The 22,644-nt window shown below is 65.7% G+C and carries 27 protein-coding genes and 1 pseudogene; 13 read left to right on the plus strand and 15 right to left on the minus strand.

Features of this window, described 5'->3' with window-relative positions; translation table 11 throughout:
• Positions 1-41 precede the first annotated feature (41 nt).
• Positions 42-4,319: a DNA-directed RNA polymerase subunit beta' gene (gene rpoC, locus ATE67_RS12190; RefSeq protein ID WP_058816937.1), complete on the plus strand. Its 4,278-nt coding sequence runs from the start codon at positions 42-44 to the stop codon at positions 4,317-4,319.
• Between the two features lie 93 nt (positions 4,320-4,412).
• On the opposite strand, the gene ATE67_RS21420 is transcribed toward rpoC, so the two are convergent.
• The gene (locus ATE67_RS21420) at positions 4,413-4,556 is read right to left on the minus strand and encodes a hypothetical protein (RefSeq protein ID WP_156417000.1); all 144 of its coding nucleotides are present in this window, start codon (positions 4,554-4,556) and stop codon (positions 4,413-4,415) included.
• 56 nt (positions 4,557-4,612) lie between these two features.
• Here ATE67_RS21420 and ATE67_RS12195 point away from each other — a divergent pair, with 56 nt between their 5' ends.
• Positions 4,613-5,323, plus strand: coding sequence for a TonB-dependent receptor (locus ATE67_RS12195; RefSeq protein ID WP_156417001.1), 711 nt, complete (start codon positions 4,613-4,615; stop codon positions 5,321-5,323).
• Positions 5,324-5,420: 97 nt separating this feature from the next.
• Here the strand turns inward: ATE67_RS12195 and ATE67_RS12200 are convergent, their stop codons facing one another.
• Positions 5,421-5,600 carry a PspC domain-containing protein gene (locus ATE67_RS12200; protein ID WP_058816939.1) on the minus strand — a complete coding sequence of 60 codons (180 nt, stop codon included), beginning with the start codon at positions 5,598-5,600 and terminating at the stop codon, positions 5,421-5,423.
• 59 nt (positions 5,601-5,659) lie between these two features.
• Positions 5,660-5,788, minus strand: coding sequence for a hypothetical protein (locus ATE67_RS22015; protein ID WP_269433454.1), 129 nt, complete (start codon positions 5,786-5,788; stop codon positions 5,660-5,662).
• 306 nt (positions 5,789-6,094) lie between these two features.
• Between ATE67_RS22015 and recF the strand changes: the two genes are divergently transcribed.
• Positions 6,095-7,204: a DNA replication/repair protein RecF gene (gene recF / locus ATE67_RS12205; RefSeq protein WP_058816940.1), complete on the plus strand. Its 1,110-nt coding sequence runs from the start codon at positions 6,095-6,097 to the stop codon at positions 7,202-7,204.
• Between the two features lie 8 nt (positions 7,205-7,212).
• On the opposite strand, the gene ATE67_RS12210 is transcribed toward recF, so the two are convergent.
• Positions 7,213-7,419 carry a hypothetical protein gene (locus ATE67_RS12210; RefSeq protein WP_058816941.1) on the minus strand — a complete coding sequence of 69 codons (207 nt, stop codon included), beginning with the start codon at positions 7,417-7,419 and terminating at the stop codon, positions 7,213-7,215.
• A gap of 55 nt (positions 7,420-7,474) precedes the next feature.
• Positions 7,475-7,819 (minus strand): ArsC/Spx/MgsR family protein, encoded by a 345-nt coding sequence (locus ATE67_RS12215; RefSeq protein ID WP_058816942.1) that lies wholly within the window; start codon positions 7,817-7,819, stop codon positions 7,475-7,477.
• A gap of 179 nt (positions 7,820-7,998) precedes the next feature.
• Between ATE67_RS12215 and ATE67_RS12220 the strand changes: the two genes are divergently transcribed.
• Entirely contained in the window at positions 7,999-8,727 is a 729-nt protein-coding gene (locus tag ATE67_RS12220; RefSeq protein WP_231728143.1) for a murein L,D-transpeptidase catalytic domain family protein, read from the plus strand.
• A gap of 37 nt (positions 8,728-8,764) precedes the next feature.
• Here the strand turns inward: ATE67_RS12220 and ATE67_RS12225 are convergent, their stop codons facing one another.
• The 4 genes from ATE67_RS12225 to ATE67_RS12240 form a co-directional block, all read right to left on the minus strand.
• Complete coding sequence (locus tag ATE67_RS12225) at positions 8,765-10,111, minus strand: L,D-transpeptidase family protein (RefSeq protein WP_058817092.1); 1,347 nt, start codon at positions 10,109-10,111, stop codon at positions 8,765-8,767.
• Between the two features lie 195 nt (positions 10,112-10,306).
• On the minus strand, positions 10,307-11,668 hold the full coding sequence (accC, locus tag ATE67_RS12230; protein WP_058816943.1) for an acetyl-CoA carboxylase biotin carboxylase subunit: 1,362 nt from the start codon (positions 11,666-11,668) through the stop codon (positions 10,307-10,309).
• A 7-nt stretch (positions 11,669-11,675) separates the two neighbouring features.
• Positions 11,676-12,164 carry an acetyl-CoA carboxylase biotin carboxyl carrier protein gene (gene accB / locus ATE67_RS12235; protein WP_058816944.1) on the minus strand — a complete coding sequence of 163 codons (489 nt, stop codon included), beginning with the start codon at positions 12,162-12,164 and terminating at the stop codon, positions 11,676-11,678.
• 69 nt (positions 12,165-12,233) lie between these two features.
• A complete protein-coding gene (locus tag ATE67_RS12240; protein ID WP_058816945.1) occupies positions 12,234-12,686 on the minus strand; it encodes a type II 3-dehydroquinate dehydratase in 453 nt (150 codons plus the stop codon).
• A gap of 40 nt (positions 12,687-12,726) precedes the next feature.
• Here ATE67_RS12240 and thiS point away from each other — a divergent pair.
• Positions 12,727-13,736, plus strand: a pseudogene (gene thiS / locus ATE67_RS12250) (sulfur carrier protein ThiS).
• Positions 13,737-13,888: 152 nt separating this feature from the next.
• Positions 13,889-14,071, plus strand: coding sequence for a CsbD family protein (locus tag ATE67_RS12255; RefSeq protein ID WP_058816947.1), 183 nt, complete (start codon positions 13,889-13,891; stop codon positions 14,069-14,071).
• Between the two features lie 91 nt (positions 14,072-14,162).
• Here the strand turns inward: ATE67_RS12255 and ATE67_RS12260 are convergent, their stop codons facing one another.
• From ATE67_RS12260 to ATE67_RS12275, 4 genes are all read right to left on the minus strand, one after another.
• Positions 14,163-14,918, minus strand: a complete 756-nt coding sequence (locus ATE67_RS12260) for a hypothetical protein (RefSeq protein WP_058816948.1) — start codon at positions 14,916-14,918, stop codon at positions 14,163-14,165.
• A gap of 86 nt (positions 14,919-15,004) precedes the next feature.
• Complete coding sequence (locus ATE67_RS12265; RefSeq protein WP_058816949.1) at positions 15,005-15,451, minus strand: DUF1330 domain-containing protein; 447 nt, start codon at positions 15,449-15,451, stop codon at positions 15,005-15,007.
• On the minus strand, positions 15,448-15,999 hold the full coding sequence (locus ATE67_RS12270) for a GNAT family N-acetyltransferase (protein WP_058816950.1): 552 nt from the start codon (positions 15,997-15,999) through the stop codon (positions 15,448-15,450). The genes ATE67_RS12265 and ATE67_RS12270 overlap by 4 nt, the downstream gene beginning before the upstream one ends.
• A gap of 164 nt (positions 16,000-16,163) precedes the next feature.
• Positions 16,164-16,565 carry a glycine zipper 2TM domain-containing protein gene (locus ATE67_RS12275; protein ID WP_331458764.1) on the minus strand — a complete coding sequence of 134 codons (402 nt, stop codon included), beginning with the start codon at positions 16,563-16,565 and terminating at the stop codon, positions 16,164-16,166.
• A 178-nt stretch (positions 16,566-16,743) separates the two neighbouring features.
• On the opposite strand from ATE67_RS12275, the gene ATE67_RS12280 reads away from it, so the two are divergent.
• A complete protein-coding gene (locus ATE67_RS12280; protein ID WP_058817095.1) occupies positions 16,744-16,965 on the plus strand; it encodes a hypothetical protein in 222 nt (73 codons plus the stop codon).
• Between the two features lie 19 nt (positions 16,966-16,984).
• Complete coding sequence (gene rarD / locus ATE67_RS12285) at positions 16,985-17,902, plus strand: EamA family transporter RarD (protein WP_058816951.1); 918 nt, start codon at positions 16,985-16,987, stop codon at positions 17,900-17,902.
• A 44-nt stretch (positions 17,903-17,946) separates the two neighbouring features.
• On the opposite strand, the gene pyrC is transcribed toward rarD, so the two are convergent.
• The gene (pyrC, locus tag ATE67_RS12290) at positions 17,947-18,969 is read right to left on the minus strand and encodes a dihydroorotase (protein ID WP_058816952.1); all 1,023 of its coding nucleotides are present in this window, start codon (positions 18,967-18,969) and stop codon (positions 17,947-17,949) included.
• Between the two features lie 57 nt (positions 18,970-19,026).
• Between pyrC and ygfZ the strand changes: the two genes are divergently transcribed.
• From ygfZ to ATE67_RS12310, 4 genes are read left to right on the plus strand one after another with little or no spacing between them, the layout of a single operon-like run.
• The gene (gene ygfZ / locus ATE67_RS12295) at positions 19,027-19,752 is read left to right on the plus strand and encodes a CAF17-like 4Fe-4S cluster assembly/insertion protein YgfZ (protein ID WP_058816953.1); all 726 of its coding nucleotides are present in this window, start codon (positions 19,027-19,029) and stop codon (positions 19,750-19,752) included.
• A gap of 32 nt (positions 19,753-19,784) precedes the next feature.
• Entirely contained in the window at positions 19,785-20,372 is a 588-nt protein-coding gene (locus ATE67_RS12300; protein ID WP_058816954.1) for a hypothetical protein, read from the plus strand.
• Positions 20,373-20,406: 34 nt separating this feature from the next.
• A complete protein-coding gene (locus ATE67_RS12305; RefSeq protein ID WP_058816955.1) occupies positions 20,407-20,973 on the plus strand; it encodes a retropepsin-like aspartic protease family protein in 567 nt (188 codons plus the stop codon).
• A gap of 47 nt (positions 20,974-21,020) precedes the next feature.
• Positions 21,021-21,683, plus strand: a complete 663-nt coding sequence (locus tag ATE67_RS12310) for an MBL fold metallo-hydrolase (RefSeq protein ID WP_058816956.1) — start codon at positions 21,021-21,023, stop codon at positions 21,681-21,683.
• Positions 21,684-21,689: 6 nt separating this feature from the next.
• On the opposite strand, the gene ATE67_RS12315 is transcribed toward ATE67_RS12310, so the two are convergent.
• Positions 21,690-22,133, minus strand: coding sequence for an MAPEG family protein (locus ATE67_RS12315; RefSeq protein WP_058816957.1), 444 nt, complete (start codon positions 22,131-22,133; stop codon positions 21,690-21,692).
• Between the two features lie 314 nt (positions 22,134-22,447).
• Here ATE67_RS12315 and rpmF point away from each other — a divergent pair, with 314 nt between their 5' ends.
• The gene (rpmF, locus tag ATE67_RS12320) at positions 22,448-22,624 is read left to right on the plus strand and encodes a 50S ribosomal protein L32 (protein WP_053553947.1); all 177 of its coding nucleotides are present in this window, start codon (positions 22,448-22,450) and stop codon (positions 22,622-22,624) included.
• Positions 22,625-22,644 lie beyond the last annotated feature (20 nt).

Below are 22,644 nucleotides of genomic sequence, written 5' to 3' on the forward strand. Positions count from 1 at the left end.
CCCCTCTCGCGCTGCGCGAGGGGGGAAGATGGAGCAGATAGATGAACCAGCTTACCAACTTCATGAACCCGGTCGCGAAGCCCGAAACCTTCGACATGATCAAAATCGGCATCGCGAGCCCGGAACGCATCCGCTCGTGGTCGTTCGGCGAGATCAAGAAGCCCGAAACCATCAACTACCGCACGTTCAAGCCCGAGCGTGACGGCCTGTTCTGCGCGCGCATCTTCGGTCCGATCAAGGATTATGAATGCCTGTGCGGCAAGTATAAGCGGATGAAATACAAGGGCATCGTCTGCGAAAAATGCGGTGTCGAAGTCACGGTCACGAAAGTGCGCCGCGAGCGCATGGGCCATATCGAGCTCGCCGCGCCCGTCGCGCACATCTGGTTCCTGAAGTCGCTGCCGTCGCGCATCGGCCTGCTGCTCGACATGCAGCTGAAGCAGCTCGAGCGCGTCCTCTATTTCGAAGCCTATATCGTTCTCGAGCCCGGCCTGACCCCGCTCGAGAAGTTCCAGCTGCTGACCGAAGACGAGCTGCTCGACGCGCAGGACGAATATGGCGAAGACGCCTTCTCGGCCGGCATCGGCGCCGAGGCGATCCGCGTGCTCCTCGAGAATCTCGACCTGGAGCAGGAACGCGTCGATCTGATGGAAGAGCTCGCGACCACCAAGTCGGAGCTGAAGCCCAAGAAGATCATCAAGCGCCTGAAGGTCGTCGAGAGCTTCATCGAATCGGGCAACCGCCCCGAGTGGATGATCCTGGAAGTCGTGCCGGTGATCCCGCCCGAACTGCGCCCGCTGGTGCCGCTCGACGGCGGCCGCTTCGCGACGTCGGATCTGAACGACCTGTATCGCCGCGTGATCAACCGCAACAACCGCCTGAAGCGCCTGATGGAGCTGCGCGCGCCGGACATCATCGTCCGCAACGAAAAGCGCATGCTGCAGGAAGCCGTCGACGCATTGTTCGACAACGGCCGCCGCGGCCGCACGATCACCGGCGCCAACAAGCGTCCGCTGAAGTCGCTCTCGGACATGCTGAAGGGCAAGCAGGGCCGCTTCCGCCAGAACCTGCTCGGCAAGCGCGTCGACTATTCGGGCCGCTCGGTGATCGTGACCGGTCCGGAACTCAAGCTGCACCAGTGCGGCCTGCCGAAGAAGATGGCGCTCGAGCTGTTCAAGCCCTTCATCTACGCGCGCCTCGACGCCAAGGGTCTGTCGATGACCCTGAAGCAGGCGAAGAAGTGGGTCGAAAAGGAACGCAAGGAAGTCTGGGACATCCTCGACGAAGTCATTCGCGAGCACCCGGTCCTCTTGAACCGCGCCCCGACGCTTCACCGCCTCGGCATCCAGGCGTTCGAGCCCGTGCTGATCGAAGGCAAGGCGATCCAGCTTCATCCGCTGGTCTGCGCCGCGTTCAACGCCGACTTCGACGGTGACCAGATGGCGGTCCACGTGCCGCTGTCGCTGGAAGCCCAGCTCGAAGCGCGCGTGCTGATGATGTCGACCAACAACATCCTCAGCCCCGCGAACGGCAAGCCGATCATCGTTCCGTCGCAGGACATGGTGCTGGGTCTCTATTATCTGTCGCTGGAGCGCGAAGGCGAGCCGGGCGAGGGGATGCTGCTCGCCGACATGGCCGAGGTGCACCAGGCGCTGCATATCGGCGCCGTCACGCTGCACACCAAGGTCAAGAGCCGCGTTCCGCAGACCGACGAGGACGGCAACACCTACCTCAAGCGTTACGAGACCACGCCGGGCCGCATGCTGATCGGCGAATGTCTGCCGAAGTCGCACACCGTGCCCTTCGACGTCGTCAACCGCCTTCTGACCAAGAAGGAAATCGGCGACGTGATCGACCAGGTGTATCGCCACACCGGCCAGAAAGAGACGGTGCTGTTCGCCGACGCCATCATGGCGCTGGGCTTCCGCAACGCGTTCAAGGCGGGCATCTCGTTCGGCAAGGATGACATGATCATTCCGGCGTCGAAGGAAGGGATGGTCGACGAAACCCGCGCGCTGGTGAAGGATTTCGAGCAGCAGTATCAGGACGGCCTGATCACGCAGCAGGAAAAGTACAACAAGGCCATCGACGCCTGGTCGCAGTGCGGCGACAAGGTGGCGAACGCCATGATGGACGAAATCCGTGCGACGCCGAAGCTGCCCGACGGCCGTCTGGCCCCGATCAATTCCATCTATATGATGGCGCACTCGGGTGCTCGCGGTTCGCAGGCCCAGATGAAGCAGCTCGCCGGCATGCGCGGCCTGATGGCCAAGCCGTCGGGCGAGATCATCGAAACGCCGATCATCTCGAACTTCAAGGAAGGCCTGACCGTTCTCGAGTATTTCAACTCGACCCACGGTGCGCGTAAGGGCCTGGCCGATACGGCGCTCAAGACGGCGAACTCGGGTTATCTGACCCGCCGTCTGGTCGACGTGTCGCAGGATTGCGTCGTGATCGAGGAAGATTGCGGCACGACCCGCGGCATGGAAATGCGCGCGATCATCCAGGGCGGTTCGACGATCGCCTCGCTGGGCGAGCGCATCCTCGGCCGTACCACGCTGGAAGATGTCGCCGACAAGGACGGCAATATCATCGCTCCGGTGGGCACGCTGCTCGACGAAGCGACGACGCAGCGCATCGAGGACGCCGAAGTGCAGTCGGTGAAGATCCGCAGCCCGCTGGTCTGCGAAGCGACCCTGGGCGTTTGCGGCAAATGCTATGGCCGCGACCTTGCCCGCGGTACGCCGGTGAACATCGGTGAAGCTGTCGGCGTTATCGCCGCGCAGTCGATCGGTGAGCCCGGCACGCAGCTGACCATGCGTACCTTCCACATCGGTGGTGCGGCGCAGGTCAACGAGCAGTCGAACGCCGAAGCGATTTCGGACGGTACGATCGAATATCGCGAGATGACGACGATCGTCGATCAGCGCGGCCGCCGTCTGGCGCTGTCGCGTTCGGGCGAAATCGCGATCATCGACAGCGAAGGTCGCGAACGCGCGTCGCACAAGCTGCCTTATGGCGCCCAGATCCTGTTCAAGGACGGCGAGAAGGTGAAGAAGGGCGACCGGATTGCCGAATGGGATCCGTTCACCATGCCCCTGATCACCGAAAAGCAGGGCATCGTGAAGTATCAGGATCTTCAGGACACGAAGACGCTGATCGAACAGGTCGACGAAGCGACGGGCATCGCCCAGCGCGTCGTGATCGAATATCGTTCGGCGGGCCGTTCGAAGAAGGAAGACCTGCAGCCGCGCCTGACCTTGCTCGACGAACAGTCGGGCGAAGCCGCGCGCTACCTGCTCGCGGTCGGCACGATGCTGTCGGTCGAGGACGGCCAGGAAGTGCAGGCGGGCGACGTTCTGGCGCGTGTCAGCCGCGAAGCGTCGAAGACGCGCGACATCACCGGCGGTCTGCCGCGCGTTGCCGAGCTGTTCGAAGCGCGCATTCCGAAGGACAACAGCGTGATCGCGAAGATCAGCGGCCGCATTGAATTCGTCAAGGATTACAAGGCGAAGCGCAAGATCGCGATCGTTCCGGAAGAAGGCGATCCGATCGAGTATCTGATCCCCAAGTCGAAGGTCCTGGAAGTGCAGGAAGGCGATCAGGTCAAGCGCGGCGACGCGCTGATTTCGGGCTCGCCGAACCCGCACGACATCCTGGACGTCATGGGCGTGGAAGCGCTGGCCGAATATCTGGTCGCGGAAATCCAGGAAGTCTATCGATTGCAGGGCGTGAAGATCAACGACAAGCACATCGAGGTGATCGTTCGCCAGATGCTGCAAAAGGTCGAGATCACCAACGGCGGCGACACCACGCTGCTGCCGGGCGAGCAGCTCGATTATCTGGAGATGATGGAGTATAACGCCAAGCTGCCGAAGAACGGCGTGCCTGCGGAGGGCCGTCCGGTCCTGCTGGGCATCACCAAGGCGTCGCTGCAAACGCGCAGCTTCGTTTCGGCCGCGTCGTTCCAGGAAACGACCCGCGTCCTCACCGAGGCGTCGGTGCAGGGCAAGGTCGACTCGCTGCAGGGCCTGAAGGAAAATGTCATCGTCGGCCGCCTCATCCCGGCGGGTACGGGCGCTGCCATGAACCGCGTCCGCGTCACCGCGTCGTCGAAGGACGCCGCGCTGCGCGCCGCCATGCGCGCCGCGAACCCGGACCTGATCGCGCCTGCAAGCGCTGCTGATGAGCATGCCGCCGAACTGGCGCAGGGCCCCGAAGCGGCGATCGGCGACGATCCGCTGGGTGCGGTCGAGGGTGAAACCCACGGCACCGACGCCGATGCGGGCGATTACCTGATCCAGAGCGACGGCGAATAAGTTTCGCCGCGCTTTCGGGCCGAAAGACAGAGCCCCGCCGGAACGATCCGGCGGGGCTTTTTCTTTGACTGCGCGCGAGACGCAGGGAGCTCGCTACTGTCGTTCGGGAACAGTGACGCTCGGTTCGAGCGTCACCTCGATCTGCCGCAACGAAAAGCCTCGCTTGCGCACCTCCTCCACGGTTCCTTTGTCGATGCCCATAGTTTGGATGGCGCTCGCCCGTTCATTCTGCATCATGCCGCGGTCTGATAGTCCGGACGTCGGGTCGCAATATCGGTTGCGAAGGAGGGTGTATGACCAAAGGAAATATGTGGCTCGCGGTCGCGGCCTTGGCGCTTGCCGCGCCCGTTGCGGCGCAGGATAACAGCAACATTCAGGGCGAGGTCGTCGTCACCGCGCAGCGCGCATCGGCGGGCTATCTGGCCGATGTTCAGCCGGTCGTCGGGCTGCGGCGGACCGCCGACAGCGCGATCCAGCGCGTGCAGTTCACGTCGGATTCGCGCGAGGAGGATGTGCGCAAGCGCGAAATCCACGCGATGCTGGAGGCGGCGATCCGCCGCGCCGAGAGTGCCGGGGTCGAGCTGGTCACCGGCGATTTCGAGCTGACCAAGGTAACGCTGGCCAATTACAAGAATCTGGCGTTCCAGCGCGGCGGGCGGCCTGACACGAGCGAGATCGGGCTGTTCGTGAAAGCGGGACTCGCGGGGTCAGTGGGCAGTGCGCAGGAGCGGATCGATGGTTTCATCCGTGCGGTGCCGCCGAACGGCCGCGCGCTGATCGAAAAGCGCGGCGGGATCACGCTGACGATCAAGAATCCCGACCAGTATCGCGCCGAGATCGTCAGGCTGGTCGCGGCCGAGGCGCTGAAGACCGCGGCGGCCTTCGGCCCCGACTATGGCGTCGATGTCAGCGGGCTGAACGAGCAGCTGGCGTGGGCGCAGGCGAGTCCGACCGAGGTGTTCCTCTATCTGCCCTATGACTTTACGGTGCGGCCGAAGGGATAGGAAAAGGCCCACCGGATGACCGGCGGGCCTTCGTGTTTCGGGAATGTGTGGGCCGGTGCGACGGCGCTGTGAAAGCGTCCGGCCCGTGGCTGTCTCGTTAAGGCGCGAGGATCGCGACGGCGAGGTACAGCAGCAGAGGCAGGCCGAAGCCCAGCAGCGTCAGGGCGACAAAGGCGACGCGTGTCCACAAGACGTCGATGCCGAACTGGTCTGCCATCCCGGCGCACACGCCGAAGATCATCCCATTGCGGCGGTTCTTGCGAAAACCCTGGTTCATTTCTTTCCTTTCGATCCCGGCCCGTATGGCCGGCGTTGTTGGCGGCTAGCGGGGACTGGTCAGGCGACCAGTCCACCGAAGTGCGCAGCGTTCGGGCCGACAGCGGCGAGGAACATGAGCGAGCAGTAGAGCGAAGCAGCGGCTGCGATCGCGTAGCTCTTGAACGATTCGACATTGAAATGGGCCATGGTGATTTCCTTTTTTGATCGTCCATCCGGACCATCCGGTGGATGCCCGATGTAATGCAGGAGGCGTGCCAATTTCATTCATTGGCGGTTAACCGCCGATTTTTGGGATCTCGAATATTGTCTAGAAGGATATTTTGCGGTGAGATGGTGAAAATTCCCAATCATGGGAAATTTTCCCGTCATGTCAGGCGAAGGCCGGGGCCTCTCCGGCGCCTAGGGTCGCGGGGTGGAGATCCCGGCCTTCGCCGGGATGACCGATTGTGGAGGCTGGCGTCGGGTCGGCGGCTACGGTAGGCGCAGGGCAGGATGACGCTCACCCGCCTTTCGCTGACCGATTTTCGCAATCATGCCGGCGCGGACATGGCGGCCACGTCCGGCCTGGTCGCGCTGCATGGCGACAATGGCGCGGGCAAGACCAACATATTGGAGGCGATTTCGCTGCTCGCGCCCGGACGCGGGCTGCGGCGCGCGGCGCTGTTGGACATGGTGCGCGACGGGGCGGCGGGCGGCTTTGCGATTTTCGCCGAAGTGCAGGCCGGGTCCGATCTGGCGCCGGTCGCGCTGGGGACGGGGATCGAGGCCGCGCACCCGGGGCGGCGGATCGTGCGGATCAACGGCGCACCGGCGGCGGCGACCGCGCTCGGCGAGTGGCTGGCGGTGTTGTGGCTGACCCCCGCGATGGACCGGCTGTTCGTCGAGACCGCGGGCAACCGGCGGCGCTTCCTCGACCGGCTGGTGCTTGCGCTCGATCCGCGGCACGCACAGCACAGCAACCGGTACGAGGCGGCGTTGCGGGCGCGGGGCAAGTTGCTCGCCGATCTGGCGAGCGCCGACGCCCAATGGCTGGCGAGCCTGGAGGTGCAGCTTGCCGAGCATGGCGCGGCGATGGATGCGGCACGGCAGCAGGCGCTCGCGGCGCTCTCCGCCGAGCTGGCGGGACAGCCCGATGCGCCCTTCGCGCGGCCGCTGCTGACATTGGTCGACAGTGAGGGCGCGCCGCGTGAGGCACCCTATGATGCCGAGGCCTTGAAGATGCTGTTCGCGAGCCGCCGCCGAATCGACGCCGCGGCGGGCCGCGCGACAGCGGGGCCGCACCGCGACGACCTGAATGCCGTCCACGCCGCGACCGGCCGCTCGGCGGCGCGCTGTTCGACGGGCGAGCAGAAGGCGATGCTGCTGTCGCTCGTCCTCGCGCACAGCGACTGCGTCGCACGGCTGCGCGGCGCGCGCCCGGTGCTGCTGCTCGACGAGGTCGCGGCGCACCTCGACCCGCTGCGCCGCGGCGCGCTCTACGAGCGGCTGGCGGGGCAGGGGGGGCAGGCGTGGCTGACCGGGACCGAGGCCGCGCTGTTCGACGCGATGCCGGGGCCGGTGACGCGCTTTCACGTCGCGGGCGGACGGATCAGTGCGGGATAGAGCGGCTTTCAGCCGCGGGGCTTGAGCGTTACCCAGACGCTGACCGGCGCCGCGAATTTGCCCGGTGCGGGTTTGCCGACGTCGATGCGTTCGGCGGTGACGCGCTCGCCGGTCTCCAGCGTGAAGCTCGCCCAGGGCTTGGGCATGCGGCCGAAACTCATCTGCTGGAGCGGCTGGCCGGTGGCGGTGTTCATGATCGTTGCGATGATTCCCATGCCGCGCGGGTAGCGAGGGGGGAGCGATTCTGTCCAGCCGGAAGACTGAGATCGCTCAGAGAATTTCGCGCACCAGATCCTGCGGGCGGCAGAAGCGGACGCCCTTTTCGGTCTCGACGAAGGGGCGGTTCACATAGGCGGGGTTTGCGGCCATCGCGGCGATGATCGCGTCGTCGTCGGCGTCGGGCAGCCCGCGCTCTTCGGCGTCGGTGCCGCGGAGGCGAAGGGCTTCGCGGGCGGTCAGGCCCGCGTCCCGGAACAGCTGGCGGAGCTTGCCCGCGGTGTAGGGCGTCTTGAGGTACTGGACGACCTCGACCTCGACGTCCGGCGCTTCTTCGAGAATCGCGAGCGTCTTGCGCGAGGTGCCGCAGGCGGGGTTGTGCCAGATGACTGCCTTCATGCCGCCGCCCTAACGAGAGCTTACGACAGCGTAAACCCGCTATTCATGGCATATATGGCACAGTTTGCGGCATGAAGGGGAACCACCGGCTTGCCTTCGACGGCCCAGATACGACTTATGCAAGTCGAGGGACCGCCAGAGGCGGCCAATGCGGGGTTGCTGGATACGTGAATGAATTGATGGATCGCAGGGCGATGCTGGCGGCAATGGCGGGCGCAGGTGCGCTGGCCGCGACGTCGGCGCGCGCCGCCCAATTGCCTGACTGGATAAGCCAACCGGCCGCGCCGGTTGCGCCGCCGGTCGATTATCTGGCCGTCGCAAAGCGGCAGCTGGCGACGCAGGCGCGCAATATCCACCAGACCGACCGCGTCGGGATCGTCGATTTCGGCCTGCCGTCGTCGCGCGCGCGCTTTGCGCTGGTCGACATGGTTGCGGGCAAGGTCGACATGTTCCCGGTGACGCACGGCCGCGGGTCGGACCCGCAGCACGACGGCTGGTTGAAGCGCTTTTCGAACGCGCCGGGCAGCCTGGCCTCGTCGCGCGGAGCGTATCGCACCAGCGATTATTATTGGGGCGCCAACGGGTCGTCGATGCGGCTCGCCGGGCTGGAGCCGGACAACAACAATGCCGACATGCGCGCGATCGTCGTGCATGGCGCGTGGTATGCCGACCCGTCGCTGATCGCGACACAGGGCAAGCTGGGGCGCAGCGAAGGCTGTTTCGTGTTCGGCGAAGAGCTGTTGCCGATGATCCTCTATAAGCTGGGACCGGGGCGGTTGCTGTTCGCCGACAAGCTGAGCGTGCCGCCGCCGGCGCCGGTGTTCCCGATGCCGAGCGAGCCGCTGCCGGGGACCGAGAATATGGTCCGGGCCGGCGCGAACAACGCGATTCCGAGGACGGCGGACTAAGAAGCTTCTTCCCCCATTCAGCGGGGAGGGCAGAGGGTTAATTCCCGCCCGTCGTGATCGGCGTGGTCATCGTCGGCACCACCGACGGCGGGTTGGGCGCGATCAGGACGGCGGCGGTGCGGCCGGGCCTGGCGAAGCTTTCCACCACGGGCGCGTCGCGGCCGTAGATGTCGGCGAGCTTGCTGATGCCGTCGCCTTTCGCATTCGGGATCACCGTCCAATAGGCGACATAGACGGGGAAGGGCTGTTCGAAGGTGAACTTCGTCGTCTTGCCGCTGGCGATCGCCTCGCCAAATTCCTCGGGACTGCGGCCCGCGAAATAGACCGCCATCAGGCCGGAGAAGTGCAGCGCCTTTTCGGTGCGGATGCAGCCGTGGCTGAACGCGCGCGCGGTTGCGGCGAACGCGGCCTTCGACGGCGTGTCGTGCAGATAGATGGCGTGCGGATTGAGCATTTCCATCTTCATGACGCCCAGCGCATTGTTCGCGCCCGGCTGCTGCACGACCGACAGCGTCTTGCCGCTGCCGGTCCAGGTATAGCCCTGCGCGCGCGCCGAGGCGGGGTTGCGGGCGATCGTCGCACCGATGCCTTCGTTGATGATGCTGCGCGGCAGCGTCCAGGTCGGGTTGACGATGATGCCGGTCGCCATCGGATTGAGCTGCGGCGTCGGGGTCGTCGCCTTGCCGACCACGGCCTTGTGCGTGGCGATCGTCGTGCCCCCGTGGATGACGCGGGTCAGATATTCGGGGACGTTGCTGACGACGTAACGATCGCCAAGGCTGCGCGGCATCCAGCGCCAGCGCTCCATATTGACGCGGATCGCATTGGCGTCGGCCGGAGTCTTGGCCTTGGCGAGCGACGCCTTCAGCACCGCGAAATTGGGGTGCACGGGGTCGAGGCTGGCAAGCGCCTGCGGGACGGTGCCCGACACCAGCGCCGAGGTCAGCAGCGCGATCAGCGGCGTCGTCTGGGCGTCGCTGTCGGTCATGAACCATTGTTTGCGGGCAGCGTTCGGCGTCCGGCCGTCGCGGAGGTGTGTCGCCAGCAAAAGGAAGCTGTCGGTCGCGACCTTGTCGAGCCGCGCCTGATCGCCGCTGTCGATCGCAGCTTTCAGCCCCTCGGGGTTATAATCCTTCGCGAACAGACCCTCGTCACCCGCGCCCTTGATCGCGGCGAGCAGTGCGCGGGCGTTGGCGGCCGACCAGCTCGGCAGATTGGCCTCGGCCATCGTCTCGACGACCGGGGCGTCGTCCTTCACCTTGTCGGGCTGGAGGACGACCGAATCTTCCTTGACCGCCTGCGCGAAGGAAGGGGCCGCCAGCAGCGTCAGGGGGAGCAACAGCGCCGCCGTCGGGCGCAGCGAAAGCAAAGACTTTTTGACCATGGCGAAGGCCATAGCCAAAAACTCTCCCTAGTTAAAGTGAGCTAGCACACACTCTACCGCTTGTGGTGCCGCCTCGACAGAACATCTCCGTCATTCCGGCGAAGGCCGGAAGCTCGACGCAGCGTCAGGCCATGCCCATGCGACCCAGGCCTTCGCCGGGGGTGACGAAGTGGGGCAGGGTGGCGACGAGCGGACCTAAGCCGCGCCTGCTTCATCCTGCCGCGCGAGCCAATCCTCGAGCCACTTGATCGTATAGTCGCCGTGGATGACATCGGGATCGGCGAGCAGCGCCTGGTGGAGCGGGATGTTCGTCTTGACGCCGCCGATCACCATTTCCTCGAGCGCGCGGCGCATCCGCATCATGCAGCTTTCGCGGCTGCGGCCATAGACGATCAGTTTGCCGATCATGCTGTCATAGTAAGGCGGGATCGAATAGCCGGCGTAAAGCCCGCTATCGACGCGGACGTGCATGCCGCCCGCCGCGTGATAGTTGGTGACCTTGCCCGGCGAGGGCAGGAAGGTGCGCGGGTCCTCCGCATTGATGCGGCATTCCATCGCATGGCCGCGAAACTCGAGGTCTTCCTGGCGGACCGACAGGCCCGCGCCGCCGGCGATGCGGATCTGTTCGCGGACGAGGTCGAAGCCGGTGATCATCTCGGTCACCGGATGCTCCACCTGGATGCGGGTGTTCATCTCGATGAAGAAAAATTCGCCATTTTCCCACAGGAACTCGATCGTGCCGGCGCCGCGATAGCCCATTTTCGCCATCGCATCGGCGCAGATGCCGCCCATGCGCGCGCGTTCCTCGGCCGAGATGATCGGCGACGGGGCCTCTTCGAGCACCTTCTGGTGGCGGCGCTGGAGCGAGCAGTCGCGCTCGCCGAGGTGGATGGCATTGCCCTGACCGTCGCCGAATACCTGAAACTCGATGTGGCGCGGGTTGCCGAGATATTTCTCCATGTAGACGGTGGGGTCGCCGAATGCGGCCGCCGCTTCGCTGGAGGCCTGGCCCATCAGGCTTTCGAGGCTGTCCTCGTCGGGAACGACCTTCATGCCGCGCCCGCCGCCGCCCGAGGCGGCCTTGATCAGCACCGGATAGCCGATGTCCTTGGCGAGGCGTTTGGTCTCCTCGCCGAACGTAACCGCGCCCGGCGAGCCCGGAACGACCGGAAGGCCGAGCGCGACCGCGGTGCGCTTCGCCTCGACCTTGTCGCCCATCGTGCGGATATGCTCGGGCTTCGGGCCGACGAAGACCATGTCATGCGCTTCGATGATTTCGGCGAAGCGCTCGTTTTCGGAGAGGAAGCCATAGCCCGGATGGATGGCGTCGGCGCCGGTGATCTCGGCCGCCGAAATAATCGCGGGGATATTGAGATAGCTGTCCTTCGCGGCGGGCGGGCCGATGCAGACGGCCTCGTCGGCGAGGCGGACGTGCATCGCGTCGGTGTCGGCGGTCGAGTGGACCGCGACCGTCTTGATGCCCATTTCGTGACACGCGCGGTGGATGCGCAGCGCAATCTCGCCGCGGTTGGCGATCAGCAGTTTTTCGATGGCCATGGGAAACTCAGGCAATGGTGAACAGCGGCTGGTCGAATTCGACCGGCTGGCTGTTCTCGACATGCACGGCTTTAAGCGTGCCTGACGTCGGCGCGACGATCGGGTTCATCACCTTCATCGCCTCGATAATCAGGACGGTATCGCCTTCCTTCACCGCCGAACCGACGGTCGCGAAATTCGGCGCGCCGGGTTCGGGCGACAGGTAGACGGTGCCGACCATCGGCGATTTGACCGCGCCAGCGAAGCTGTCGGCGGCTGGCGCGGCAGCAGCCGGAGCCGCGGCGGTTGCAGCCGGGGGGGCGGCGGCGGGTGCAGCCACAGGGGCGGGGGCATAAGCGACGGGCGCGGCGGCGGCGGTCGCCTTGCGCGCGACGCGGACCTTGCGGTCGCCGTCTTCGACTTCGATCTCGGTCAGGCTGGTGTCGTCGAGCAGTTCGGCGAGCGCGCGGACATAAGCCGGATCGATATTGATGCCATCGTCTTTATGGTCACCCATGAGAATTTTCCTGTTGTTGCGGCGCCGTCGGTTGGGCGCCCTGACCCCGTTTTTTGATGCGCCCTATTGTCAGAGACGGGCCGCGGCGTCCAGCGCCAGCGTGTAGCTGTTTGCGCCGTGCCCGGCAAAATGCGCTACGGCGGCCATGCCGACATAGCTCACATGGCGGAACGCCTCGCGCTGCATCGGGTCCGACAGATGGACCTCGATCACCGGCACCTTGATCGACTTGATCGCATCGTGCAGCGCGATCGAGGTGTGCGTGTAGCCGCCGGCGTTGAGCAGCACCGCCTTGGCGCCCGCGACATAGGCTTCGTGCAGCCAGTCGATCAGCACGCCTTCATGGTTGGTCTGGCGGCATTCGAGCCGTAGGCCGAGTTCGGCGGCCTGCGCTTCCAGCCGCGCGTGGATGTCGTTCAGCGTGTCGTGGCCGTAGATCTCGGGCTCGCGGGTGCCGAGCAGGTTGAGGTTGGGGCCGGAGAAGACGAAGACGGTCGGCTTGTCGGTACGCTCATTGGTCAAAGGCTTGGCTTTCGGTTGCGAGGATGCGCGCTCCCCCTATATGGGCTGCTTGGCAAAGGCAAAGCAAGGCGGGTACGCGGTGATTTCGGTGATCCTCAACGGCGAAGCGCGGCAGGTGCGCGAAGGCAGCATCGCCGACCTCGTCGCCTCGCTGGGGCTCGACGTCAAAAAGGTCGCGGTCGAGCGCAATCGCGCGATCGTGCCGCGTTCGACGCTGGCCGATGTCGCGCTCGCCGAGGGCGATGCGCTGGAAATCGTTCATTTTGTGGGAGGCGGTTGTTGACCGACACTTGGAGCGTTGCCGGACGGACGTTCACGTCGCGGCTGATTGTCGGGACCGGCAAGTATAAGGATTTCGAGCAGAATGCGGCGGCAGTCGCGGCGTCGGGGGCACAGATCGTCACCGTCGCGGTGCGCCGCGTCAATGTGTCGGACCCGAATGCGCCGATGCTGACCGACTATATCGATCCCAAGAAGATCACCTATCTGCCGAACACCGCGGGCTGCTTCAACGCCGACGATGCGATCCGCACCCTGCGGCTGGCGCGCGAGGCGGGGGGCTGGGATCTGGTCAAGCTGGAGGTGCTCGGCGAGGCGAAGACGCTCTATCCGAACATGCGCGAGACGCTGGAGGCGACCGAAGTGCTCGCCAAGGAAGGCTTCCTGCCGATGGTCTATTGCGTCGACGATCCGATCGCGGCGAAGCAGCTCGAGGATGCGGGCGCGGTCGCGATCATGCCGCTCGGCGCGCCGATCGGGTCGGGGCTGGGCATCCAGAACCGCGTGACGATCCGCCTGATCGTCGAGGGCGCGTCGGTGCCGGTGCTCGTCGATGCGGGCGTCGGGACCGCGAGCGACGCCGCGGTGGCGATGGAGCTTGGCTGCGACGGCGTGCTGATGAACACCGCGATCGCCGAAGCGAAAGACCCCATTCGCATGGCGCGCGCGATGAAGCTGGCGGTCGAGGCGGGACGCGACGCCTATCTGGCGGGACGGATGGGGCTGCGCAAATATGCCGATCCGTCGAGCCCGCTAGCAGGCCTGATTTGACAACCAACGCCTGGCGGCGGGCGATGTTCCCGCGGTAAAATCATGATACGACAAGCGGTTAGTCGCAAATTTGGGCAACTTTGGCCGCCACTCCACGTTGATCTTGCACGAGGCGCCCCCTCCGCCTCGCGAGCAGCTAAGGAGAAACCCCCGTGGGTGAACTGACCGAAAAAGCCAAAGGGCTGGCGAACGAAGCCGCCGGCAATGTGAAGCAGGCGGCCGGCAAGGCGACCGACAACGAGCGCCTGCGCGCCGAAGGCGCAGCGCAGGAGCGCAAGGGCGAGGCCCAGAATCTGAAGGGCAAGGTCCAAGGCGCGCTCGGCGACAAGCTCTGACAGCCGCCTGATACGCCTTAAAAGGCCCCGGGGGTTCCCTCTCCCCCGGGGCCTTTTCACTATGTTCCGAAAGCTGCTTGGTCGCCGCCTGTTATTTGCCGCCCGACGCCACCAGATCGACGTCGGTCACGCCGCCGTCGCGGCGGAGCATCACGACATAGGCGAGGTCGCCCTTGGTGCCGCCGAGCATATGCTCGTTGCCCTTGACGCGGTGGTCGCTGGTGTAGCCGGCGCGGACCGCCATGGTGTGGTAATAGTCGAGCACACCCTGGATCGAGGCGGCGGTCTGGAAATTGACGACGCGGATGTTGCACTTGCCGCCGGCGACGCCCGCGGCCTCGCGCAGCGTGGCGCGCGGGTAGACCTTGAACGCGGCGGGCAGGCGGTCCGCCCAGGCGTTGCCATAGGTCAGCTTGGCATCGCAGCTGCCCTTTTGCTGATCGCGCGCGAGCGCGCCGATCGTGACCGGGCGCTTGGCCGCGGCGGCGCAGTCGCCCGCGCAATTTTCCTCGAAGGGCAGCGCCTTGGGCGCGGCGAGCAATTTGCCTGCGGCTTGCGCTGCGGCTGCCTCGGCCGCCGCAGCGGCCTTGCCACCGCCGACGCCCGGAACGCCGCCGTCGACGGGCTTGTTGCCCGGGCCCACGGCATTCTTGTTCGCCTGACCCGTAAGCTTGGGGTCGACCATGATCTTGTCCTCGAGCGCGCCCTTGACCGCGGGGTCGCCGCTGGCCAAGCCGTCGTCGAGCGGTGCGAGATCCGCCTTGGCTTCAGGGTTGTCGCGGCATCCCGCCAGCGGCGCCGTCGCCATCAGCAGGCCAGCAACGAGCCATTTTCCCCGCACGATCATAGCTAACACTCCCTTAATATCTCTCCGGGAATGCCCGATCCTGGTTAAAAAGACCCAAATAAAATGCGTTAACGGGTAATGTTTTGTTATCCGAAAACTGTGCCGGAGCGAGACGGGATCAGCCCCGGCGCGGTGCGGATGAGGCGCGAGGTCTCGACCGAGGCTTGCCGGTGAACGACCGCCTGCCGATAGACGGGGTCGGTCACCATCTCCATGAAAGCCCCGCTGTGCGGATATTCGGCGATGAAGATCGCGTCCCATTTTTCGCCGTCGGGGCCGATCAGCAGCGCCTCCATCGAGCCGCGCCAGACGATACTGCCGCCGACACGCTGGAAGACCGGGCCGCTGTCGGTCCCGTAATTCGCATAGGCTTCGGCGCCGCTGAGATCGGCGGCGGCGAGCGGATGGTCGGCGGGATAGGTCGCCTTGTCCTTGAAGCGGACGAGGTTGAGCATGTGGATTTTCGTATCGCGCGGCAGCGCCTTGAACGCGTCGAACTGCGCGCGTTCGGGGTCGACGTGGCGGTCGCTCACGGCAGAAACTCCTTGCGTTTGATCCGCCAGGCGTCGGCGCTCTGCGTCCACGCGTCGACGGGTGCGTCCTGAAAGGGGGCGGGGAGCCGGGTCGGGCCGCTGTTCGCCGCGCCGAGGCGCCTGGCGAGCGCCTGCGAGCGGGTGTTCGCCGGGTCGATGCTGTGCATCAGCTCGGGCCATTTCAGGAATTCGACCGCGAAGTCGCACGCCGCGACGCACCCCTCGAAGGCGTAACCCTTGCCCGCGAACCTGGCGCGGACGCCGTAACCGATCTCGGGCGCGGGCCAGCCGTCGGGTTCCCACGGTCCGAGGCGGCCGACCCATTCGCCGCTCTCGCGCTCGATGACCGAGAACATCGAATAGCCGCGGATATGCCAGGCGCCCGCGAGCGTGCACCACAGCCGCCACGCCTGCGAGCGCGGGCAGGCGCCGCCGATGAAGCGCATCGTGTCTTCCTCGGCGCACATCTCGGCGAAGCCGTCGAAGTCCTGGGGGCCCGGCGGGCGCAGGATCAGCCGTTCGGTGACCAGCAGGGGGCCGTTCAACATCTTTCGTGTCTCTCCCGCAGCGATTGGCCGATGCTTCTGCGGCAAGAGGACAGTCCGGGCAAGCCGGATATGTTGAGGGCGCCAACCTTGCGGTCGGCGCCCTCGCCATCACATGGTGCAGGTGGAGGGGTCTCGAACCCACACCTGCGACGGTTTCCTATCGCTTAGCGGCAGCGATATTTGTCGCGGTCGATCTCGCGGCCGATCAGCGCACCGGCGCCCGCGCCGATGATGGTGCCGAGCAGCTTGTCGCCGTTGCCGGCGATTTCGTGGCCGGCGAGGCCGCCCGCGGCGCCGCCGATCAGCAAGCCGGTGGTGCCATTGTCCTTCTTACAGCGATAACGCCCGTCCTCGCCGCGCCACACGCGGGTGTTGCGGTTGATCCGCTGGTCGCGCGAGGCGTAATAGCGGCGGTCCTTCTTGCGATAGAAGTTCGCGCTGTCGTCGCTCTTGCTGTAGCCCTGCGACGGCACGGCCGTGGAGATGCCGGCGTAGGCGGGGGCGGTGCCGACGACGCTGGCCGCGGCGATCATGCCCATCAGGCCCTTGGTCCAAGTCTTCATCATCTTATCCTTTCCTGGTCTCGACGCTCGTTTCCCGATGGGGACCGTGCGCTTCGACAGGCAAAACGAGCCGGGTCCGCGACCCGTTGCATGAACCTTCGGCAACAAGACGAAGCGAGCCTATCCATCGACGGACCGAAAGTGTCTTGAAGGGCGGGGGCGGGCGTGCGACATGTTGCCCATGCTTAACGTCGCTTCGCTCGTCATCGGCGCCATCGCGCTCGTTTTGGCCGTTTTCGCGTTCATCCCGCTGCTCGGCTGGGCGAACTGGGTCATCGTGCCGATCGCGATCGTGGGGTTGGCGCTGGGCGCGATGTCCGACCGCACGGCGGGCCGGAACCTCAATATCGTCGTCATCGTCATCGGCGTCGTGCGCCTGATGCTCGGCGGCGGCATCATCTGATCCGGAGCGGCAGAGAGCCATGGCAAGCGCACCGGCCCCTGCGGGGAGCAATCAGGGCGGGCTGCCCTATGCGCTCGCGGCCTATGGCATCTGGGGCTTCGTCCCGCTGTTCTTCAAGCTGCTGACCAGCGTTCCGCCGGCCGAAGTGCTGGCGCAGCGGATCGTGTGGTCGTTGCCGCTCTGTTTCCTGATCATGGCGTTCCGGCGGCAGATCGGCGATTATCTGGCCGCGCTGAAGGAGTGGAAGACGCTGCGCCTGCTCCTCGCGAGTTCGGTGCTGATCGCGGTCAACTGGCTCGTCTATATCTATGCGATCTTCACCGACCATGTGCTAGCCGCGAGCCTCGGCTATTATCTCAACCCGCTGGTCAATGTGATGCTGGGGATGGTGTTCCTCGGCGAGCGGCTGTCGCGACTGCAGCTTGTCGCGGTCGCCATCGCCGGGGTTGGCGTCGCGATCCTGCTGGCGGGCGCGCTCGACACGCTGTGGATCAGCCTGACTCTGGCGCTGAGCTTCGGCACTTACGGCCTGCTGCGCAAGGTCGTCCCGGTGGGCTCGCTTCCGGGGCTGGCGGTCGAAACGACCGTGCTGCTGCCGCTCGCGATCGCCGCCGCGGGCTATTATCTCTGGATCGACGACGGCGCCGGATTTGCGTCCGGAACGTCGATCAGCCTCTTGCTGATGGCGGGCGGCGTGGTGACTGCGGTGCCGCTGCTGCTCTTCGCGACGGCGGCGCGCAGGATGAGCTATGCGGCGCTGGGTTTCGTCCAGTATCTCGCGCCGAGCATTGCCTTTGTGCTCAGCCTGTTTGTGTTCAAGGAACCGCTGAAGCCGGCGCAGCTCGCCTGCTTCCTGTTGATCTGGATCAGCATCGCAGTGTTCAGTTTCGACATGTGGCGCAAGATGCGCGCCGGCCGGATGATGCCGGCGGCTTAGATCCTTTTCCTCCCATCGCTTCGCGACAGGGAGGAACGAAGAGATTAGACCAGCCGCCAGCCCAGCGTCTCGCCGGCGTGGAAAGGCACGACCTCGCCGATCTTGTCCGGCACGACAGTCTCCCCGCGCTCGAGCGTGATCGTGCCGCCGTTGAGCGGCAGGCCATAGAAGTTGGGGCCGTGCTCGCTGGCGAAGCCCTCGAACTTGTCCAGCGCGCCTTCCTCGTCGAAGACCGCGATGTAGCTTTCCAACGCAAAGGGCGCGTTGAAGATTCCCGCGCAGCCGCAGGCGGCTTCTTTCGTGTGCACGGCATGCGGCGCGCTGTCGGTGCCCAGGAAGAATTTGGGCGAGCCCGACACCGCGGCGGAACGCACCGCGAGGCGGTGCTGCTCGCGCTTGGCGACGGGCAGGCAATAGGCGTGCGGGCGGATACCGCCGACGAGCATCGCGTTGCGGTTGATGTGGAGATGCTGCGGCGTGATCGTCGCGCCGACATTGGCGGGCGCGCTCTTCACGAACTCCACGGCTTCGGACGTCGTGATATGCTCGAAGACGATCTTGAGGTCGGGCAATTTCTTCACCAGCGGCGCGAGGGTGCGGTCGATGAACACCGCCTCGCGGTCGAAGATGTCGACGTCATGATCGGTGACTTCGCCGTGGATCAGCAAGGGCATGCCGATTTCGGCCATGCGTTCGAGGACGGACATGATGTTCGCGACGTCGGTGACGCCGTGCGCGCTGCCGGTCGTTGCATGCGCCGGATAGAGCTTCGCCGCGGTAAACACGCCCTCGGCATGGCCGCGCGCGATTTCGTCGGGGTCGCTGTTGTCGGTGAGATAGGCGACGATCAACGGAGTGAGATCGAGGTCCGCCGGGACGGCGGCGCGGATGCGGTCGCGATACGCCGCGCCCTCCTGGGCGGTCGTGACCGGCGGCGACAGGTTCGGCATGATGATCGCCCGCGCGAACTGGCGCGCGGTATAGCGCGCGACATGCTCGAGCATGACGCCGTCGCGAAGATGCACATGCCAGTCGTCGGGGCGGCGGATCGTCAGGCGGTCGGTCATGTGCGGGCTCGTCAACTTGCGGGTTGGTTTTGGCTGCCGCGTCCCTAGATTATCGGCATGGCCAATACCACCCTGAACGACCGCGCGCTCCTCCGTCTTTCGGGCGAAGATGTCCGGGGGTTCCTGCAAGGGCTCGTCACCAACGACGTCTCGGGCAATCTGCCGGTCTGGGCGGCGCTGCTGACGCCGCAAGGCAAGGTGCTGTTCGATTTCCTGATCTGGGGTGACGAGGCGGACGTGCTGATCGATTGCGAGCGCGACGCCGCCGAAGCGTTGGCGAAGCGGCTGACCCTCTATCGCTTGCGCCGGGCGATCACGATCGGGCGCGAAGACGGGCTCGCCGTGCATTGGGCGAAGGAAGGCGACCTTGGCGTCGTCGATCCGCGCCTCGCCGATCTCGGCCAGCGCTGGCTGGCCCCCGCCGATGAAGGCGAGGGCGCCGATGCCGGGTGGAAGGCGCATCGGCTGTCGCAGGGCGTCACGGAAGGCCGCGCCGAGCTTGGCGACGGCACGACGCTCTGGCTCGAATGCAATGCCGCCGAACTGAACGGCGTCAGCTTCACCAAGGGCTGCTACGTTGGGCAGGAGAATACCGCGCGGATGAACTGGCGGCAGAAGGTCAATCGGCGGCTGGTCGTGGTGCCGATCGGCGAAGCCGACGAAAAGCGGCAGGTCATTGCCTACCCCGATCTCGGCTGGTCGGTCGAGCATCGCCGGGTCGAGGCTGTGGACCCGGCCGCTGCACCAGCATGGATGCGCGAGGCGCTCGCGCTCGGCTCATGACAGGTGCGGCCGTCGGTGCTAGATTGCCGCCCATGCGCGCTCTGCTGATATCGTCGGCGCTCACCGCCGCTTTCGCCCTTTCGGTTCCCGCCCTTTCGGCGCCGACATCGTTGCTGCCCACCGAAGCCGAGGCGTCCCGACCTCCATCCAGGCTGGCGCCATTGGCGGCCGACTCCGCATGGACGCCGCGCTTTGCGGCCGCGGCGGACGCGTTGGCCCTTGCGCTCCGGTCGCGCGACGAGGCCCAATGGGCGCCGTTGCTTGGCGGGCAATGGCTGACCGTGGCAGATCGCGACCGCATCAAGGCGCTGCTCAACGATCGGGGCAGTCCGTTCGTGCAGGCCCTTTTTTCGGAGGGGTCGAACCGTAGCGCGATCTTCGGCTGGGCCGCGCCCGCGTCGCTCGCTGCCGACGAGCGCGCCGCGATCGAGGCCGGGCAGGAGGCCGAGGCGCTTGTTTGCTGGTCGGCGGGCGGCAACGGCGCCGGACCATGGCCGGCGACTGCGATCGAGGCCGATAACCGGCCGGGCCGCCCCTATGCCTGTGCGCGGATCGTGTATAGCATTCGCGGCGCGACGCCGACGTGGCGCGCCTTTATCGAACAAGGCGGACCGGCTTAACCAATCGCCAACCCTCGTCTGCGAAAAGCGCCTCATGTTGGGGCGCTTCCTTGGTTTGGCTGCGGTGATCGTGGCGGTCTCGTTGGGCGTGGCGAGTGTCGCCAGCCGCTCGACGTCGGACGACGTGGCCCAGCGGCCTGACCCCATTCGCGGCAATCACGACAATTGGACGACGCATAAAGTGCGCAAGGAGCAGTCGCTGGCCGCGGCCGAAGCGCGGGGCAACACGGGCCGGCCCAGCGAGGTATTGCTGGGTCGAGCGAGCGATTCGCATTTCTATGCCGATGCGGACATCGACGGTTCGCATATCCGCTTGATGGTCGACAGCGGCGCGTCGGTGGTGGCGCTGACGCGCGACGACGCCGAAGCGATCGGCATCGACGTCGATCGCTTGCCGATCACCGGCACCGCGCGCACGGCGGGCGGCGACGTGCCGATGCGCACCTTCGTGCTCGACCGCGTCGAGGTCGACGGACTCGAGGTTCGGCATGTCCAGGCCGCGGTGGTCGACGCCGACATGGGCGTGTCGCTGCTCGGCCAGAGCTTCCTCGCCAAGCTCGAAAGCGTGAAGGTCGAAGGCGACACGATGACGCTGCGCTGACGCGCGTCAGGGTTGCCAAATCGGGCCGCTTTGCCCACATCGGGGCCATGAACGCTCCCAATCCTCCGCTTCGCGCCGCGATCGTGCCCGTCACCGCCTTTCAGCAGAATTGCACCCTGCTGTGGTGTACCGAGACGAACAAGGCGGCCTTCGTCGATCCTGGCGGCGATCTCGACAAGCTGAAGGAAGCCGTGCGGCAGACCGGGGTCGAGGTCGAAAAGATTCTCGTCACTCACGGCCATATGGATCATTGCGGTCAGGCGGGGATGTTGGCGAAGGAGCTTGGCGTGCCGATCGAGGGGCCGCATGAGGACGACCGCTTCTGGATCGCGCAGTTCGCCGAGGATGGCGCGCGTTTCGGAATGGTGGGCGAGACGTTCGAGCCCGATCGCTGGCTGGTCGACGGCGACAAGGTCAGCGTCGGCAATCTGGAAATCGATGTCATCCATTGTCCCGGCCACACGCCGGGGCATGTCGTCTTCCACCACGGTCCGTCGAAGCTCGCGATCGTCGGCGACGTGCTGTTCCAGGGATCGATCGGCCGGACCGATTTCCCGCGCGGCAACCACCAGCAGCTGCTCGATTCGATCACGCAGAAGCTGTGGCCGCTCGGCGACGAGACGATCTTCCTGCCCGGACACGGCCCGCACAGCAGCTTTGCGCAGGAGCGCCGCACCAATCCCTATGTCAGCGACGCGGCGATAGGCTGAGCGCGCCTATTTGGGCGGCACCGCCTCGGTCTCGACAATCTCGGTCGTGATGCTGTTCGCCGGCGTCGCATAGACAGTGAACAACGCAAGTCCGGCGAGGCCGAGCTGGGTCAGCATGGTGATGATCGTGCCGACCATGCGGCCCCACGGCATCGTCCCGTCCATGCCGAGCGCGTGCAGGATGCGGGCGGCCAGATAGAGCGCGCCGACGGCCCAGAGCCAGACCGACCAGCCCAGCGCCAGTTCGACGAGCGCGAGCAGGATCAGCACGAAGGCGGTGTTCTCGACGAAATTGCTGTGCGCGCGCATGCGGCGCGTCAGCGGTTCGTTGCCGCCGTCGCCGATGAAGACCTTTTCCTTGGTCCGCACGCGCCCGACGCGCACGCTGAGCCAGAGATTGAGCAGCGCCGCTCCGGCGGCGATCGTGAGGCTGATCGGCAAGATAATCATGTGGCTTCCCCCCTGTCGTTGGCCGGTGTTCCGGCGGTGACGCGGGTGTGGCATTGCCTGCCGGGGAGGGCAAGTGGCGTCGCGGCACATCCTTTGCCCTCAGGGGTTGCCTTTGCGGGCAAAAACGCTATAGCCGCGCCCGATCCGGCACCCGACACCAACAGGCGTTGAGGCACCCTCCGGCGGACGGTTTCCTGTTCTTTTTCAGGCGGAAACAAGCATCGCGCGGCGGGCGGGCCAGTTATTTCCGGCAACGGAAGCAACATGTCCGGGTTCGCCGATTCGTATAAACAGTTAAGAATGCAGGATATAAAATGGCCGTTCCCAAGCGAAAAACCTCGCCCTCGAAGCGCGGCATGCGTCGTAGCCACGACAGCCTGAAGGTCGAAGCCTTTCAGGAATGCCCCAACTGCGGCGAACTGAAGCGTCCGCACAATCTGTGCAACGCCTGCGGCCATTACAACGGCCGCGAAGTGGTGGCTGGCGCCTAAGCCCAAGCCGGAGAGCGTTC

It is taken from the genome of Sphingopyxis sp. H050, from assembly GCF_001468265.1.
GTDB lineage: Bacteria > Pseudomonadota > Alphaproteobacteria > Sphingomonadales > Sphingomonadaceae > Sphingopyxis.